Below are 13,808 nucleotides of genomic sequence, written 5' to 3'. Positions count from 1 at the left end.
CCCTCTCGACGACATGCACCCGTGCGTATTAAAAACAGGGAAATTCCTGGCACTGTCAGCCATATTGCTGGCAGGCAGCCATACCTTGCCTGCCTTCGCACAGTTCGTTGATGAAACGCCAGCAAAGGCCACTATCGAGGCCTCTTCGGCAGCCCTTGCGCAGAAGTCCGAACAACCTCAAACTTCGAATATTCTCTTCATACTAGGGCTCAGGCAAGAAGCCAATTTGCAGATCAAGGTTGCCGTAACTGAAGAGATGAGTGATTTGAATGTATGGCAGATCAATGCCACTGAAGTGGCTTCTTCTGATTACAAATGGCCAGATGCAGATACTATCGTGGCGACCGGTAAACTGGGGTGTCAACTAGCACTGCAAGCAACTGCCAATACCCCCATACTTTGCACCCTGCTCACCGAGGAAGGATTTCTCAGCCTGGATACCGCTCTACGTAAGTCCCAGTCGACTTTCGTGTCTGCTCTGGTGATTGATCAACCTGTTAGCAGGCAAATGCAAATTGCCAATCGGGTTTATCCATCACTCACACATTTTTCTCATTTTGCAGGTTTTGGCACTGGCCAGAAAACCGGTGATCTCACATCAACTCTGGACTTGTACTCCTATCAGGCATCATCAACTCTGCCTGCGCAGCTCAAGGGTGCACTTAGAACACATGACGCATTGATCGCCACATCAGATAGCCGTATTTACAACGCCTCAACTCTATCCACCGTATTGTTGACGGCCTATGGCTATGGCAAGCCTGTTATCGGATTCAGTCGCGCATACGTCAAGGCTGGAGCCTTGATCACCAGCTATTCTACTCCCTCACAGATACTGCGCCAGGTGGCTTATCGCCTCAGGGAAACACGCAGATCAAACGATATGAGTGAGAGCCTGATCTATCCGGAGTATTTTTCTGTGATCGATAACCAGAGTGTTGCCAGATCACTGGGCCTGATCAAGGCGTTTGTTTTCACTGCAGACAAAACTTATACAGATTCGGACTTCGAGCCATGAGAAATCTGTCATTCGCAGGTCGCCTGATATTGGTAGCGTTTACACCTGCCATGCTGGTTGCTGTAATGATGAGCTTGTTCTTCATCGTCAATAGCGTCCTGGATAGCGAAAAATCAGAAATTCAGAAAGCCCTGACTCTCGCTCAGGCGCTTGCGCGTGCTGCTGAATTCGGTGTTGCTACCAACAATCAGGTAGTACTGCAAGAAGCCGCACAACCGGTGCTCGCGGTCTCATCCATTTTTGCAGTCAAATACCTCAACTCTGCAAAGACCGTTATCTATCATCGTATCGAATCTGATCATCAATTCGGCGATATCAGCGCCTTTGCACGCTTTGCCAGAAACCTATTCTCCGATCAGGCCTTGATCAGCCAGGTCAATGCCGAAATACAACGCACTGACCTCACTCTTTATGAAGATCCGCTGTTTGAAGATCCGAAAAACAGACGGCTCGAAAGCCCCCTGCAAACCATTGGCTATATCGAACTGGATGTCGATTTATCACTGGCCTATGAGGACCAATACGCAACGATTCGGCGCGTATTTCTGTTCGTCGGACTGGTTCTTCTCATTGCACTGACGGCTGCATATCGACTTGCCCAATCCGTTATCGTTCCGGTGCGTTCACTGAGCGAGTCAGTGCGCTCTCTGGCACGCAATGAATATGTCAGTGTGCTGCCATTAGGCAAAGGCGGTGAACTGGACGAATTGGCTCGAGGCATGAACTTCCTGTCAGCTGAACTGCAGAGCTTTCATGCAATGCAAAGCGACGCCATAAAGCTTGCAACTGAGGATTTACAGAATACCCTGACGCTACTTGAGACAAAAAATTCAGAGCTTGAACAGGCTCGTGCAACGGCTGAGACTGCCAGTGCATTCAAATCACAATTTGTCGCCAACGTCAGCCACGAAATCCGTACACCACTGAATGTCATCATAGGCACCTTGTCCGTGATGAACAAGTCGGATCTTGATCTCACTCACGTCGATCAATTCGACATGATCATGAATTCGTCGAACACCTTGCTCTACCTCATCGAGGATATTCTGGACATATCCAAGATAGAGTCAGGCAACCTGGTTGTCGAAACAATCAGCACCAACCTTGAGGGCTTGCTGGCAGAGGTAACTAGTTCTGTCGCCATGCAGGCAGTAGACAAAGGTATCGAGCTTTATGTGGCACCACTACCTGACTTGTCATTGCGAGACGCCTATACCGACCCATTTCGAGTCAAGCAGGTTTTATCCAATCTGCTGACAAACGCCATCAAATTCACCCAGTCAGGTCATATATCTCTAAGCACCGAGATACTGGAAAGTCACCGCGGCTACCGACAGGTACTATTCACCGTTGAAGATACGGGCATTGGCATACCCATCGGTAAACAGGAAGCTCTTTTCTCGGCATTTACCCAGGTTGACATGTCCACGACACGACGTTATGGAGGAACCGGCCTTGGCTTGTTTATTTGTAAAGGAATAGTAGAACTGCTGGGCGGAAGCATCGGCCTGAACAGTGAGGAAGGTGTAGGCACCCGTATAGAGGTAACACTCCCCTTCAAAGTCTCGACTGCAAGCGCACCTGACATTCCCACACTGTACGACTCTGTCGAGGGAGTTGTATATAGCGACAACTACGAGCCCTTACAAAGCCTCAACCTGCGACTGTTGAATCTGGTTCTCAATGAGGTATTGAACAAGGACGCCATTCAGAACATACCTCCAATCTGCATTACCAATATCTCCAACCATATGCTTGCCAACAGCTGGACAGGCACCATTGATCCTATAGTAGTGCCTGCACCAGCAATGAGTGAGGTGAGTGGACAAGCTGACAATGCCCATCTGGCATGGGTCAGCCAGATCACTCCGCAGATAGAGAGTCGTCTGATGCACGCCGGATATACCGGTTACGTGGTCAAAACACCCTCCCTGGTCCAGCTCAAGAGAAACGTTCAGGTTGCCCTCAGCGGCCAATGCTTTAAAGAGTTCGCCGGCGACTCGCTGCTGGATGACAGACCCAAGAATTCTTTCCAGACTCTGACCATACTGGCTGTCGATGATCAAAGCCTCAATATTGATCTGCTGATGCAGTACTTTGAATACCTGAATGTTCGGGGAATATACGCATCCTCAGGCCAAGAGGCACTGGCCTGTGTCGCAGCAGAATCCATTGACATGGTTTTACTGGATCTTCATATGCCCATACAGGATGGGTTTCAGGTGGCTGAAAGAATTCGCAACAGTGGCGGCATCAATGCCCAGATTCCCATCATAGCCATGACTGCTGATGCTTATCAGACAACAAGAGAGAAGGCCTTATCGACAGGCTTTGACGATCTACTGACAAAGCCCGCCACGGTACAACAGATAAGTGAAGTCATTTCCAGATGGGTCAAACCGCACAGCTTTGAAGAACCGGTAAAAGTCGGTCCATTGATTGATATCAAGGCTTGCGCGGCTGCAGTTCGAGGTGATGAGGAATGGGCCAAAGGCGCCATGAAGACATACGGAATCGAAATTCCCGGGCACATTGACAATATACGCAAGGCCATGCAGGCGAAGAATGCAAAAGCCCTGTTCGAAGCTGCACATGCTGTCAAAGGTGTGTCCAGACTCTTTCAGATCAACCAGATAGCCAATTGCGCCGAAGCTTTGGAGAAACAGTGCAGCGGGGCGGATTGGGTGAAAATAGAAGCTATTGCCTACGAATTGAAGAGCTTGCTGCAGAGTGCGGAAAAAGAATGCAATGCGCTTCCGGCCTGAGCAGTATCGAATGTGTCTTTCAACAACGTCAATGACCTCCTAAAACATGCAGGATATTCATCACAGCACTATCGATGCACTGATCGTCGGTGGCGGCCCTGCCGGCCTCATGGCGGCGCACATGATCCAGGATGCCGGGCATAGCGTCATGATCGCCGAGGCCAAGCCCTCACCTGCCCGCAAATTTCTGATGGCCGGAAAATCTGGCCTCAACATGACCAAGGATGAATCCAGCACTACACTGTTAAGCCATTATGGAGAAGCCAGCGATTTTCTGCAGCCAATGATTACAGCCTTTGATGCACAACAAGTGCAGAACTGGTCTCGATCATTGGGCCAGGAAGTCTTCACCGGGAGCAGTGGACGGGTTTTCCCGATCAGTATGAAAGGCTCCCCGTTATTGCGTGCCTGGCTTCTGCAACTCGAATCCGCAGGCGCCACACTGAATCGAAAATGGCGCTGGACAGGACTGAATGGGAAGCAGTTTGTATTTGAAACACCGACGGGACGCGAACACATCACACCTAAAGTTGCGGTACTGGCGTTAGGTGGCGCCAGTTGGAGTCGGTTGGGTTCTGATGGACAATGGGCTGATCTCCTGGCAGCATCAGGTGTCGCACTGGATCCATTTTCGCCGGCCAATTGCGGCCTCAAGGCGGATTGGAGTTCACACATGCAAGCGCACTTCGGTGCACCGGTCAAGAATATTCAGCTACAAGCAGGTAAATACCAGACACGAGGTGATTTCGTTATATCCAGCAAGGGCCTTGAAGGAAGTGGTATCTACAGCATGTCCAAACCCATCAGAGAGGGGTCGGACTTGCTGTTGGATCTCTTCCCTGACTTGAGCCTGGAACAGCTGCAGAAAAAACTGCAACAGCCCAGAGGCAAGACATCAACCAGCAATTACCTACGCAAGACCCTGGGCCTGACAGGGGCACGATTGGCGCTGCTTCAGGAGTTCAACAAACCGCTGCCCATGCACGCGGAACTGGCACAACTGCTGAAAGCCTGTCCGATCAGACACACGGGTTTCCGTGATATCGACGAAGCAATATCAACCGCTGGTGGTGTGAGGCTGGATGCGGTCAACGAAACGCTGGAACTAAAGGCCCTGCCCACTGTATATTGCGCAGGTGAGATGTTGAGCTGGGAGGCACCCACTGGCGGGTACCTGCTAACGGCATGCCTTGCCACGGGTCGATGGGCCGGGCTGGCGGCAAGCTCGCAGCTGAAAGATTCTTGCGTTCTACTGTCTTCCAATGTAAATCAAACATCATGAGCTCCTTAACCCCAGATGGGTGTGGCACGCCGCGACCAGACTGGGAGCAGGGAACAACCACTGAAACTCCAGTCCAGTACTGGCGCGGTACACCGACCAAGGCAGGCCGTTTTTTGGGTGACACCAAAACAGGTCAGCGTTGATACCTGCCCTTTAGGGATCGTGAAACAATTAACTATCCCTTACACGCCTTAATACACCATGGGATATCGGTAGAACTCATTGAGTCTGCTGATATAACTGGTTTCTATGGATTTCAAGTCACCTAGTTCAGGACTCTGCTCGATCGTCTCCTTATCCATTTTGACCATGAGCTTGCGTTCGTCCCAGGAAATCTTGTCCACAGACTGTGGCGAAATAACGACGGTACGGCCCGGCAGCCACTTGCTGGTGTCAAGCGCCAGCAGATCGATAGTCCACGACTCTGAATTGATGACAAGATCCGATAGCGGCCCCAGCGTGTCATCAATGGCAGACACCGTATAACCGTCCAACTCACTGGCACTGCGCAAGTGCCGGTCCGAGCTCTGACGTACGGAATCCTGCAGTTCCTGCTCTGCCGAAGTAGCCGTCTGCGCTCGCTCGACCAGTGTTGGCGGCATCATCGCACCCGCGTAGCCGGTAAATAAAAGCGTATCGTGATTGGTTACGATGTAATTGTACTTCTGCTCATTCTGATCACTGACAGGCGGATGCTGCTCGGCAGAGGGGGCATTTTGAATGCTCTCCTTGGAAGCAGAGACAGTGATGTTTCGAGTCTCCGGTGAGACTTCAAGAACTTTTCGCGGATCCAGAAGCACCTTGTTGGATGAAAACCAGTGCCCTGTTTCCACCACAAACCAGCGCACTTTCCACGATTGATCATCCAGATAGACATCGTGGATCCTGCCGATATTCTCCGTACTGCTGCTGACCTCATAATGGCGAAGATCTGAAAAAATACAGTAGGTCATAACTCTCTCCTCTGATTTTCAAACTCCCCCTATTTGTACTACTACCCACTGTAAAAACAGGAACGTTGTAAGAATTTCTACCTGCCCTGCCTCACCAATACGCTATAAGGAGGACGAGATGCACCCGCAAATCGCCCCGAACCACACATGATTCTCATGTACTGATCAAACAACTATTCAGATAACAGTAACCGTCAGATCTCCCACCCCTTCGATGCTGCACTCCATGACGTCGCCCTTGTTGATCGCACCCACGCCAGATGGTGTGCCGGACATGATGACGTCACCGGCAGCAAGTTCGTAATAATCAGACAGGTAGGCAATCATCTCAGGCACCTTCCAGATCATCTGATCAAGATCACCTTCCTGACGAACCTCCCCATTGACCTTGAGCTCAACACGGCCCTTGTCCGGGTGGCCTATTTCTTCTGCGGGTATCAGTGGCCCACAGGGTGCTGAACGTTCGAATGACTTACCGATCTCCCAGGGACGCTGCGCCTTTTTCGCCTCACCCTGCAAATCACGACGGGTCATGTCCAGTGAGGTGGCATAGCCATAAACATGCTCAAGAGCGTTTTCTACGGAAATGTTAGTGCCTCCGCTTTTCAGCGCCACGACCAACTCGATCTCATGATGCACATCAGAGGATTTCACCGGATAGGGGAATTCTCCCGTGGTGTCCAGGTTGTCCGGATTCTTTTGAAAGAAAAAAGGCGGCTCACGATCAGGGTCGTGACCCATTTCAATCGCATGAGCCGCATAGTTTCGACCTATGCAATAAACCCGGCGCACCGGAAATGTCTTGTTACTGCCTCGCACCGGCAATGAGCTCTGAAGCGGCGCCGTTATTACGTATTCTGACATCTGGATATCCTTTTTTTGGTAGGTTGGCTTTAAAGGCGGTTGTTTTCTCTGGATTGAGGCGCAACGAACACCATTCGAAATAATCTGCCATAGCTCGCCACAGACCCACTAGCAGTTAAATCTGCCAACATGATGGCGTATATATCACTTTATACGCAATATATTCGATAAAGCGCCTCCATCATCTCCTGCACTCGCGGATCGGCGATGCGGTAGAAAATCGTTTGCCTGTCTCGCCGGGTGGCAACCATGCCGGCATCACGTAATTTGCTCAAATGCTGGCTAAGGGCTGACTGACTGAGTTCCAACTGAGATTGCAGGTCGCCAACCGACTGCTCACCTTCCAGTAGATGGCAAAGAACCAGCAATCGGTTGGTATTGGATAACAATGCCAACTGCTCAGCGACACTAGCCGCGCGCGTCTGCAACTCATTGAGTGAAGACGATGAAACTTTAATATTAGTATTTTCTAATTTAGACATATCTAATACTATACAATGAAACATTCTCCCCAAACAATACTCATCAAAGGTTGACCCGATGGAACCAGCAGTCCTGACCGAATTCACTCCGTGGCTGTCGTTTCTCGGCGGCTCCCTGATCGGGCTTAGCGCAATCATGGTGATGGGGTTGTTTGGCAAAATTGCCGGAATAAGCGGCATAACAAACGCGCTGATCGGCCTGTTTCCCGGCCAGAGCGGGCCCGATGATCGTGACTGGCGCCTGTCTTTTCTTTTTGGATTGATCGCAGCGCCGTTAGCGCTAATGCTGCTATCAGGCTCGTTTCCACAGCAAAGCGTGCCAACAAATCTCGTCGGGATGCTGATTGCCGGACTACTGGTCGGTATCGGCACCGCACTAGGGTCAGGCTGCACATCGGGTCACGGTGTCTGCGGACTAGCACGCCTTTCGACCCGCTCTCTGGCGGCGGTCATTACCTTTCTTCTCGTTGCCATCTTGACCACAACGCTTGTTCGCCACGTTTTCTAAGGAGCACATCATGCGCAACGCAACAGGATTTCTCGCCGGCCTGATCTTTGGTCTCGGGTTGATAATTTCAGGCATGGCCGATCCAGCCAAGGTCCTCAACTTTCTCGACATCTTCGGCTACTGGGACCCTAGCCTCGCATTCGTGATGGGGGGCGCCTCTCTGACCGCCTTCATCGGTTTTCGTCTTGTATGGCGCCGCGAATCGCCGACATTCAACTCCCGATTCGACGTACCCACCAACCGCAGCATTGACGCACCACTGCTCACAGGTGCCGCCATATTCGGCATGGGCTGGGGTATTGGCGGTTTTTGCCCAGGCCCTGCCTGGACCTCTCTTGCCATGGGCTCTCCAGGCATCCTGGTCTTCCTGCCTGCCATGCTACTGGGCATGATGGCAGGCAAGCGGGCAAAATCACTTCCCCTCTTTGCAAGAAGGGAAGTCTGATTCAGCTCTATTCTGGCAAGGCACCGCAGAATCCACCAGAACTGGCAGCACCTGACCCTAGAGCAACGATTGCAGGCTGCTGATAAGGGTTGGGTGGCGAGCCGATGAAGTCTGCAACTATCAGCGCGAACAACAAGGCCAGGCCTGTTACCGCCGTCACACGGCGCGTCATGAACGAGCCTCCAGACCCAGCAATGGTCGCAGTCGAACGCCTTGTATCGACCCTGCAAAGGCTGCCACAAACCACACCCAGCCATGCAGACTACCAGTGGATATCCCTGAAAAATAGGCGCCTACGTTACAGCCAAAGGCTAGCCGTGACGAATACCCCAACAGAAATCCAGCCACGATAGTGGCCAACCAGGCACGCAGAGGTAGTCGTGGAAGTTTCTGCGACAGTCCTCCGGCGCGCCAGCTTGCAACCAGGAATGCGCCCGTCATGATGCCAATATTGGTCAGCGAGGTGTAGTCGGTCAGCAGGCTGGACTGGACTCGCTCGAGTGACTCAGGAGCGGCCCAGAATGCCGAACCTGACAAGTCGACGCCGACGGCGGTAGCGCCTTTGGCCGCCCATACTCCAAGTCCATAAACGACGCCCCAGGGTTGCCCTGCCACCACCAGGTTCAGAAGTGCCAGGACAGCAATGATCACTGCCGCTATCACGTAGCGACGAGAGATGGTGCGGTTCTCAGGCGCTGCCTGACGCAGAAAGCACACGGCGACACCTGCCAGCGCGACCAGCGTTATGACAGCGCCGCTCCAGCCGGTAAATCGAATCACCGGCAAAGCTCCCAATTCAGTCCAGGCAAACAGATGAAAGGCACCGGCAAAGCTGCCAATGGCAAAAAATGGCAAGGCGAGCAAACCGACAGGATTTCCGGAACCTGCATTGACCAGCGTACCCGAGCCGCAGCCCATCACCACCTGCATGGCCATGCCAAAGACAAAGGCCCCACCGATCATTGCCCAGCCCACAGGCGCCTGGGCACCGATCAACTCACCACCACTCATCTCGATCAACGGGATGGCAACAACACTCACAATGCCGATGGCTAGTAGTTGCGCAAGAATTCCCGATGGCTCACGCCTCAGAATCATGGCTCGCCATGGCCCTGCAAAGCCGAACCGCAAACCTTCCAGCGCCAGCCCGAAGCCCAAACCGATCATCAGCATGAGCCCGTACCGCACACCTGCCAGAATGGCCACAGCAAGCACCAGAATCAGTGCTGCCGCAACCAGGGCGCTACGCTGTAAAAACGGATGTCCGACCTTATCCTCTACGACCGTGGTGCTCACTGACAATCAGTTACCTTTGATCTTGTTGAGGAAGTTCTTGACAACGCCCGGCGTATTTTCCATCTCGTTGTCGGTATTCGAGTACTCGACCATGGACCCCGGGTACAGCTTGACGTTATCCAGCCCGGCAACTTCGGACAGCGCAAACCAATTGGTAGCGGCCCAATGTCCGGTATTACAAAAGGAGACGATTTCCTCACCCTCTTCGACGCCAAGCTTTTCCAGCAGACTCGCAGAGCTTGTACTGCTGGACATGGCCGGCGAGCCGGCATCAAAGAACGAGCTGTACTCCAGATTCGCAGCACCTGGTAAAGTGCCCGGACGTGCAGCCGCTCCGTGACTCTTGCGCCCTTCGTAGAAATCAACTGGCCGGGCGTCAAGTAGCAATGCATCCACCTCACCTCTGGTTGCCGCTACAACCTCCTCCGTCTGGGCAGTCCAGTTATCAGAAAAGGTGATTTCCAGTTCGCTCGGTTGCGGGGTCACAGCTTCTGCATTCATCGCCAGATCCTGATTCTGCCAGGCCAGCGCACCTCCGTTGAGGATTGAAAGATCAGAGAAACCGGACGATTTCAGCGTCCAGTACACCCGTGCTGCCGCTCCAAAATCAGAATCGTCCTTGCCTGCAGGAACAATAACGACCGCACGCCCCGTATCCAGTCCAAGCGCCTCATACGTTTGCTCCAGAGTCGCAACATCGGGCACCTGACCAGGATTGTCCTTCGGGCCCCTGAACAGACCATAAGGCGCAGAGATTGAGCCAGGTATATGACTCTTGGAATAGTCGTCACCTCGAATATCCAGTATCAGAGGCTGGACATCGCCTAGCCCTTCCGACAATTGTGCCGGGGTAACAAGAGGGCCAAAAGAGGAGACTGCCGAGACGGCTGAGGTAAAACCCAGCAGCGTCGCGGACATCAGGCAGGCTTGAAATTTCATGGTTTCTCTATCCTTGTGGCAAGAGTGATACGACAGACTCAGAGGTTCCGGAGCTGTCATCTTTAACGACTCGATTATAGAGTGCTACCGCAGATGAAGCTCAAGAATAGACAAAGTCGACAGAATCGAGCACGGCTACCGCTTTGTGGCATTCATGAAACGCAGTCTTACAGTCACCACTACGGTGGTTGTCAGCACACTGACACACAGAACCAGCTTGGACACCTGCCCCATGGTCCCCTCGATCATCAGCGCATGGGAGACACTGGTAACGACCACAATCATCGCCAGAGCGTTTTGACATCCTCCTCTCCCTAAAGAAAGAAAGAGGACTCCCACTAAGGAGCGCAATGTCCTGCGCCGAGACGGAGAATATTTCGAGCCGCGTTAACGTCACGATCATGTTGAACACCACATTCAACACATTGCCAGTCTCTTACCGAAAGAGCTCTTATTCCCTGCGGTCCGCACAGGCTTCCGCATTCGGAGCACGCTCGCGTGGTATAGGCTTCATTGATTTCTCGGTAGACAATACCGGCCTGCTGGCTCTTGTAGTCGAGCATTGTCTTGAAGCTGGCCCAGCTTGCGTCAAGCGCAGACTTGGCCATCGTGGTTTTTGTCAGCTTCGAGCTACTGACATCTCCCACGTAGATCTCGCCGCATCGATTGACCAGATTGCGGCTGAATTTATGCAGGGCATCTGCTCTGCGATTCCTGATTTTTGCGTGAATCGCTCGGGCGCGCCGCTTGCGTCTTGCCCGCTGTGCCTTGGCAAGCTTGCCTTCCAGGTGGCGATACCAACGTCCCTCCAGCACGGTGCCATCGCTGCAGGTGGCAACGGTTTTCAGACCAAGATCGATACCTATACTGTCTTGCCCCTTGGGACACGTGCGATCAACCGAGACACAGATGCAAAAATACCATCGACCGCGAGCATCCTCAGTGAAACAACCTGCCCTGAACCTGTAATTGGCAAGACCGAAGCTGTCCCATACCTTGAAGTGAGAACCTGCAAAGAAGACCTGCCCGTGCTTCCAGTGAGCTGCCCGAGCCTTGAAGGGCACCCACCCCAACGAGCGTTTATCGCCAAAACTCTTGCGCCACCTCAGCTTGCGACGCTTTGCCGAGGAGCGTTTGCTGGCGTAGTGTTCGGCAGTTTCCTGAATCGTACTGCTGCCAATGTGCTCGAACTGCTTCGAGGCACCCACCGTGTAAGCAGAGAAGTCAAATCCGGACATCCACCGACCACGCTCCCGAATCATACGATCAGACAGGTCGTTGCAGTAGTTCCATACCTGATTGACTTCAGCCGCCATGCTGCGCAAAAGCGGCGCGTGGCGATCTTTTACCCTGACTTTGAGAACCTTGATGCATGTTGATTTCACAGCCCGATTGTATAACCGTTCCGCCCCCATTCACCCAGAAGGGTCAACAACTGCTGGTTATATATACAGCATTCCAATTCCTCCCCGCCCTGAACGGCGGGGTATCCTTGGAATTGAAGGGATGAACCATTCTCCATAGCGCGGCTCGGAGACGCAGACGGGAACGCCCGGCGACAAGAAGAACAATAAGGATCAAGCCCCACATCGCGATCACACCAAACAGCGAGTACAGCGTGGGGGCCATTAGCAGAAGTGCATCGATCATGTCGGGCGGACTGGTCAGATAAAGTCCGCCTATGTGAATACCCACGGCCACAACTAGCGCTGTGCCCGTCCAGCGATGCCAGCGCCGGGCCTGACTCAAAGCGATGCCAGGAAGACAAGCTACCGCCAGAAGTGGCTGCAGCAGCAATACTGCCAGTGCGAGAATGCCTGCCATGCCGCCAACAATGTAGGCAGCTTCTCTACCGGCCAGCAGAGAACTATCGGCCGCGATCAAGACAGGCGTCATGACGATTCCGGCCACAAAGGCCCAGATCATGACATTAACCGTGCGACTAGCGATGAGACTACTCCTGAGTTCGGTCTGGCGTTTCAGGCCGAAGCGAGTACAAAATGTGCCTGTACGCTCGTATCTTCAGGACTACTCATGACCGGGCGTAGAAACACCGTCTCGAAGTGCTCATCATCATAGGCGAGGTGAGCATGCGGCTGGCCAAAGTTGGGCACAACCTGAGACATTTCCAATCTGAAGGTCCCGTCCGCGGCACTCATGACGCTTCCATGATTACTAGGCTCGCGCTCCCCGCCTCGTGCGGTTGCAGCCCAGATCTGGATTCTTACATTACCCAACGGTGCACCATCACCGGCCTGGCGCACAGTACCGGACACCAGAAAACCGGTGCCAAGGTTCTCGACCAGCGGGGCATTGGGTGAATAGTTATTACTACCGCCGCGCATCGATGATGTCGGCTCTAACACAGCCTGTGCACGCGCTGGCCTGATCACAGCGCCGGGAGCCATCAGGAGGGCGACACTGCTCATCCCGGCACTTAGCAGAAAGGAACGACGGTCACGAATCAGCACTGCCATGGCGGTTTCTCCTGAATCACAGTTTGTGAATTGTCTTGGGGCACTATACGTACGATAGGCAAAAGTGGCTCAAGTTCACATCAGAAACCGCCAGCAGCGTTATAGATAGCGACAAAGATTTTGTCGCGCGACCATCGCTCCTGTCACCAGATGACTAGTCTTCGTACTCCGGCAGCGATTCCAGCTCCTCTTTACTCATCATCGTCAGGAGTCCATCCTCGCCCCTGGTAAGACTTTCCAGCGGCAGAACGACATCTCTTTCACCCATACCAAGAAAGCCACCGATATCCAGAGAGGCTGCCATGGTAGTGCCATCCTCTCCAACCAGTACATCGTCGACCTCACCAACGCGCTCGCCAGTATTGTCGTAGATGCTCATCCCGTCTATCTCATCGACGCTCATCGACAGTGCCGGGATCATCATGTCTCCATCCTCCACTTCGATCCAGGATGTAGTTTGTGCCTGAACGGTAGCCATGACGGGAAGAAGGGCTGCAAGTATCAAATGTCTGTACATCATAGTAAATGCTCCGAATGCGTAATGATAAAAACACCAAAGACTGTGTGCGTAAAAGCAGGAACACACTGCTGCTTGGCGTGAACATAGGATGATGCGGATACCTCCGTAAAGATGACGAATGAAATACTTTCAACATGACACAACAGAGAGTATTTCGACGCGGAAATACAACAGCTACAAGCCTGTTTTTCAGGTTGAATATATTTTCTGCAACAGTGCATCTCGATCATTTAACGGTGCGTAGTGACTACTGAAGACC

Annotated in this window: 17 protein-coding genes; 6 read left to right on the top strand and 11 right to left on the bottom strand. The window is 52.7% G+C overall.

The genetic code is table 11. The annotated features are described in order from the left end of the window. Positions 1-13: 13 nt before the first annotated feature. Genes IMCC3135_RS03390 through IMCC3135_RS33905 form a run of 4 tightly spaced genes read left to right on the top strand, consistent with a single transcriptional unit; the run spans position 14 to position 5,208 of the window. Positions 14-1,018, top strand: coding sequence for a hypothetical protein (locus IMCC3135_RS03390; RefSeq protein WP_088916305.1), 1,005 nt, complete (start codon positions 14-16; stop codon positions 1,016-1,018). Next, on the top strand, positions 1,015-3,783 hold the full coding sequence (locus IMCC3135_RS03385; protein ID WP_088916304.1) for a hybrid sensor histidine kinase/response regulator: 2,769 nt from the start codon (positions 1,015-1,017) through the stop codon (positions 3,781-3,783). The genes IMCC3135_RS03390 and IMCC3135_RS03385 overlap by 4 nt, the downstream gene beginning before the upstream one ends. 46 nt (positions 3,784-3,829) lie before the next feature. Beyond that, positions 3,830-5,065 (top strand): FAD-dependent monooxygenase, encoded by a 1,236-nt coding sequence (locus tag IMCC3135_RS03380; RefSeq protein WP_088916303.1) that lies wholly within the window; start codon positions 3,830-3,832, stop codon positions 5,063-5,065. Then, entirely contained in the window at positions 5,062-5,208 is a 147-nt protein-coding gene (locus IMCC3135_RS33905) for a hypothetical protein (protein WP_157735740.1), read from the top strand. Before IMCC3135_RS03380 ends, IMCC3135_RS33905 begins: the two co-directional genes overlap by 4 nt. A 48-nt stretch (positions 5,209-5,256) precedes the next feature. Here the strand turns inward: IMCC3135_RS33905 and IMCC3135_RS03375 are convergent, their stop codons facing one another. From IMCC3135_RS03375 to IMCC3135_RS03365, 3 genes are all read right to left on the bottom strand, one after another. Beyond that, positions 5,257-6,018 carry a PRC-barrel domain-containing protein gene (locus IMCC3135_RS03375; RefSeq protein ID WP_088916302.1) on the bottom strand — a complete coding sequence of 254 codons (762 nt, stop codon included), beginning with the start codon at positions 6,016-6,018 and terminating at the stop codon, positions 5,257-5,259. A 177-nt stretch (positions 6,019-6,195) separates the two neighbouring features. Then, positions 6,196-6,882 carry a fumarylacetoacetate hydrolase family protein gene (locus tag IMCC3135_RS03370; protein WP_088916301.1) on the bottom strand — a complete coding sequence of 229 codons (687 nt, stop codon included), beginning with the start codon at positions 6,880-6,882 and terminating at the stop codon, positions 6,196-6,198. Positions 6,883-7,031: 149 nt separating this feature from the next. After that, positions 7,032-7,364 (bottom strand): ArsR/SmtB family transcription factor, encoded by a 333-nt coding sequence (locus IMCC3135_RS03365; RefSeq protein WP_088916300.1) that lies wholly within the window; start codon positions 7,362-7,364, stop codon positions 7,032-7,034. A 58-nt stretch (positions 7,365-7,422) separates the two neighbouring features. Between IMCC3135_RS03365 and IMCC3135_RS03360 the strand changes: the two genes are divergently transcribed. Then, the gene (locus tag IMCC3135_RS03360; protein WP_088916299.1) at positions 7,423-7,872 is read left to right on the top strand and encodes a YeeE/YedE family protein; all 450 of its coding nucleotides are present in this window, start codon (positions 7,423-7,425) and stop codon (positions 7,870-7,872) included. A 10-nt stretch (positions 7,873-7,882) separates the two neighbouring features. Beyond that, a complete protein-coding gene (locus tag IMCC3135_RS03355; RefSeq protein WP_088916298.1) occupies positions 7,883-8,317 on the top strand; it encodes a DUF6691 family protein in 435 nt (144 codons plus the stop codon). A gap of 7 nt (positions 8,318-8,324) precedes the next feature. Here IMCC3135_RS03355 and IMCC3135_RS33900 read toward each other — a convergent pair whose 3' ends face one another. The 8 genes from IMCC3135_RS33900 to IMCC3135_RS03320 form a co-directional block, all read right to left on the bottom strand. Then, positions 8,325-8,489 carry a hypothetical protein gene (locus tag IMCC3135_RS33900; RefSeq protein ID WP_157735739.1) on the bottom strand — a complete coding sequence of 55 codons (165 nt, stop codon included), beginning with the start codon at positions 8,487-8,489 and terminating at the stop codon, positions 8,325-8,327. Next, complete coding sequence (locus tag IMCC3135_RS03350) at positions 8,486-9,613, bottom strand: YeeE/YedE family protein (RefSeq protein WP_205737885.1); 1,128 nt, start codon at positions 9,611-9,613, stop codon at positions 8,486-8,488. Before IMCC3135_RS03350 ends, IMCC3135_RS33900 begins: the two co-directional genes overlap by 4 nt. Before the next feature lie 6 nt (positions 9,614-9,619). Continuing rightward, positions 9,620-10,552, bottom strand: coding sequence for a sulfurtransferase (locus IMCC3135_RS03345; protein WP_088921656.1), 933 nt, complete (start codon positions 10,550-10,552; stop codon positions 9,620-9,622). Positions 10,553-10,687: 135 nt separating this feature from the next. Beyond that, entirely contained in the window at positions 10,688-10,837 is a 150-nt protein-coding gene (locus IMCC3135_RS03340; protein WP_205737884.1) for a hypothetical protein, read from the bottom strand. 53 nt (positions 10,838-10,890) lie between these two features. Continuing rightward, positions 10,891-11,937, bottom strand: a complete 1,047-nt coding sequence (locus tag IMCC3135_RS03335; RefSeq protein ID WP_236994739.1) for an RNA-guided endonuclease InsQ/TnpB family protein — start codon at positions 11,935-11,937, stop codon at positions 10,891-10,893. 43 nt (positions 11,938-11,980) lie between these two features. Then, positions 11,981-12,478, bottom strand: coding sequence for a ferric reductase-like transmembrane domain-containing protein (locus IMCC3135_RS03330; RefSeq protein ID WP_088916296.1), 498 nt, complete (start codon positions 12,476-12,478; stop codon positions 11,981-11,983). A gap of 53 nt (positions 12,479-12,531) precedes the next feature. Continuing rightward, complete coding sequence (locus IMCC3135_RS03325) at positions 12,532-13,029, bottom strand: peptidase associated/transthyretin-like domain-containing protein (protein WP_088916295.1); 498 nt, start codon at positions 13,027-13,029, stop codon at positions 12,532-12,534. A 154-nt stretch (positions 13,030-13,183) separates the two neighbouring features. After that, positions 13,184-13,549: a PRC-barrel domain-containing protein gene (locus tag IMCC3135_RS03320; protein WP_088916294.1), complete on the bottom strand. Its 366-nt coding sequence runs from the start codon at positions 13,547-13,549 to the stop codon at positions 13,184-13,186. Positions 13,550-13,808 lie beyond the last annotated feature (259 nt).

Origin of the sequence: Granulosicoccus antarcticus IMCC3135, assembly GCF_002215215.1 — a bacterium.
In the GTDB taxonomy this organism is placed as follows: Bacteria; Pseudomonadota; Gammaproteobacteria; order Granulosicoccales; family Granulosicoccaceae; genus Granulosicoccus; species Granulosicoccus antarcticus.
The sequence above is the reverse complement of the archived record's forward strand: the minus strand, read 5'-3'. Positions and strand labels throughout refer to the sequence as shown.

Coding starts and splice junctions, on each gene's coding strand:
- IMCC3135_RS03375 (WP_088916302.1), bottom strand. CDS start 6,018: ATGACCTACTGTATTTTTTCAGATCTTCGCCATTATGAGGTCAGCAGC.
- IMCC3135_RS03370 (WP_088916301.1), bottom strand. CDS start 6,882: ATGTCAGAATACGTAATAACGGCGCCGCTTCAGAGCTCATTGCCGGTG.
- IMCC3135_RS03340 (WP_205737884.1), bottom strand. CDS start 10,837: ATGATTGTGGTCGTTACCAGTGTCTCCCATGCGCTGATGATCGAGGGG.
- IMCC3135_RS03380 (WP_088916303.1), top strand. CDS start 3,830: ATGCAGGATATTCATCACAGCACTATCGATGCACTGATCGTCGGTGGC.
- IMCC3135_RS03345 (WP_088921656.1), bottom strand. CDS start 10,552: ATGAAATTTCAAGCCTGCCTGATGTCCGCGACGCTGCTGGGTTTTACC.
- IMCC3135_RS03390 (WP_088916305.1), top strand. CDS start 14: ATGCACCCGTGCGTATTAAAAACAGGGAAATTCCTGGCACTGTCAGCC.
- IMCC3135_RS03365 (WP_088916300.1), bottom strand. CDS start 7,364: ATGTCTAAATTAGAAAATACTAATATTAAAGTTTCATCGTCTTCACTC.
- IMCC3135_RS33900 (WP_157735739.1), bottom strand. CDS start 8,489: ATGACGCGCCGTGTGACGGCGGTAACAGGCCTGGCCTTGTTGTTCGCG.
- IMCC3135_RS03330 (WP_088916296.1), bottom strand. CDS start 12,478: ATGATCTGGGCCTTTGTGGCCGGAATCGTCATGACGCCTGTCTTGATC.
- IMCC3135_RS03385 (WP_088916304.1), top strand. CDS start 1,015: ATGAGAAATCTGTCATTCGCAGGTCGCCTGATATTGGTAGCGTTTACA.
- IMCC3135_RS03360 (WP_088916299.1), top strand. CDS start 7,423: ATGGAACCAGCAGTCCTGACCGAATTCACTCCGTGGCTGTCGTTTCTC.
- IMCC3135_RS03325 (WP_088916295.1), bottom strand. CDS start 13,029: ATGGCAGTGCTGATTCGTGACCGTCGTTCCTTTCTGCTAAGTGCCGGG.
- IMCC3135_RS03320 (WP_088916294.1), bottom strand. CDS start 13,549: ATGATGTACAGACATTTGATACTTGCAGCCCTTCTTCCCGTCATGGCT.
- IMCC3135_RS33905 (WP_157735740.1), top strand. CDS start 5,062: ATGAGCTCCTTAACCCCAGATGGGTGTGGCACGCCGCGACCAGACTGG.
- IMCC3135_RS03355 (WP_088916298.1), top strand. CDS start 7,883: ATGCGCAACGCAACAGGATTTCTCGCCGGCCTGATCTTTGGTCTCGGG.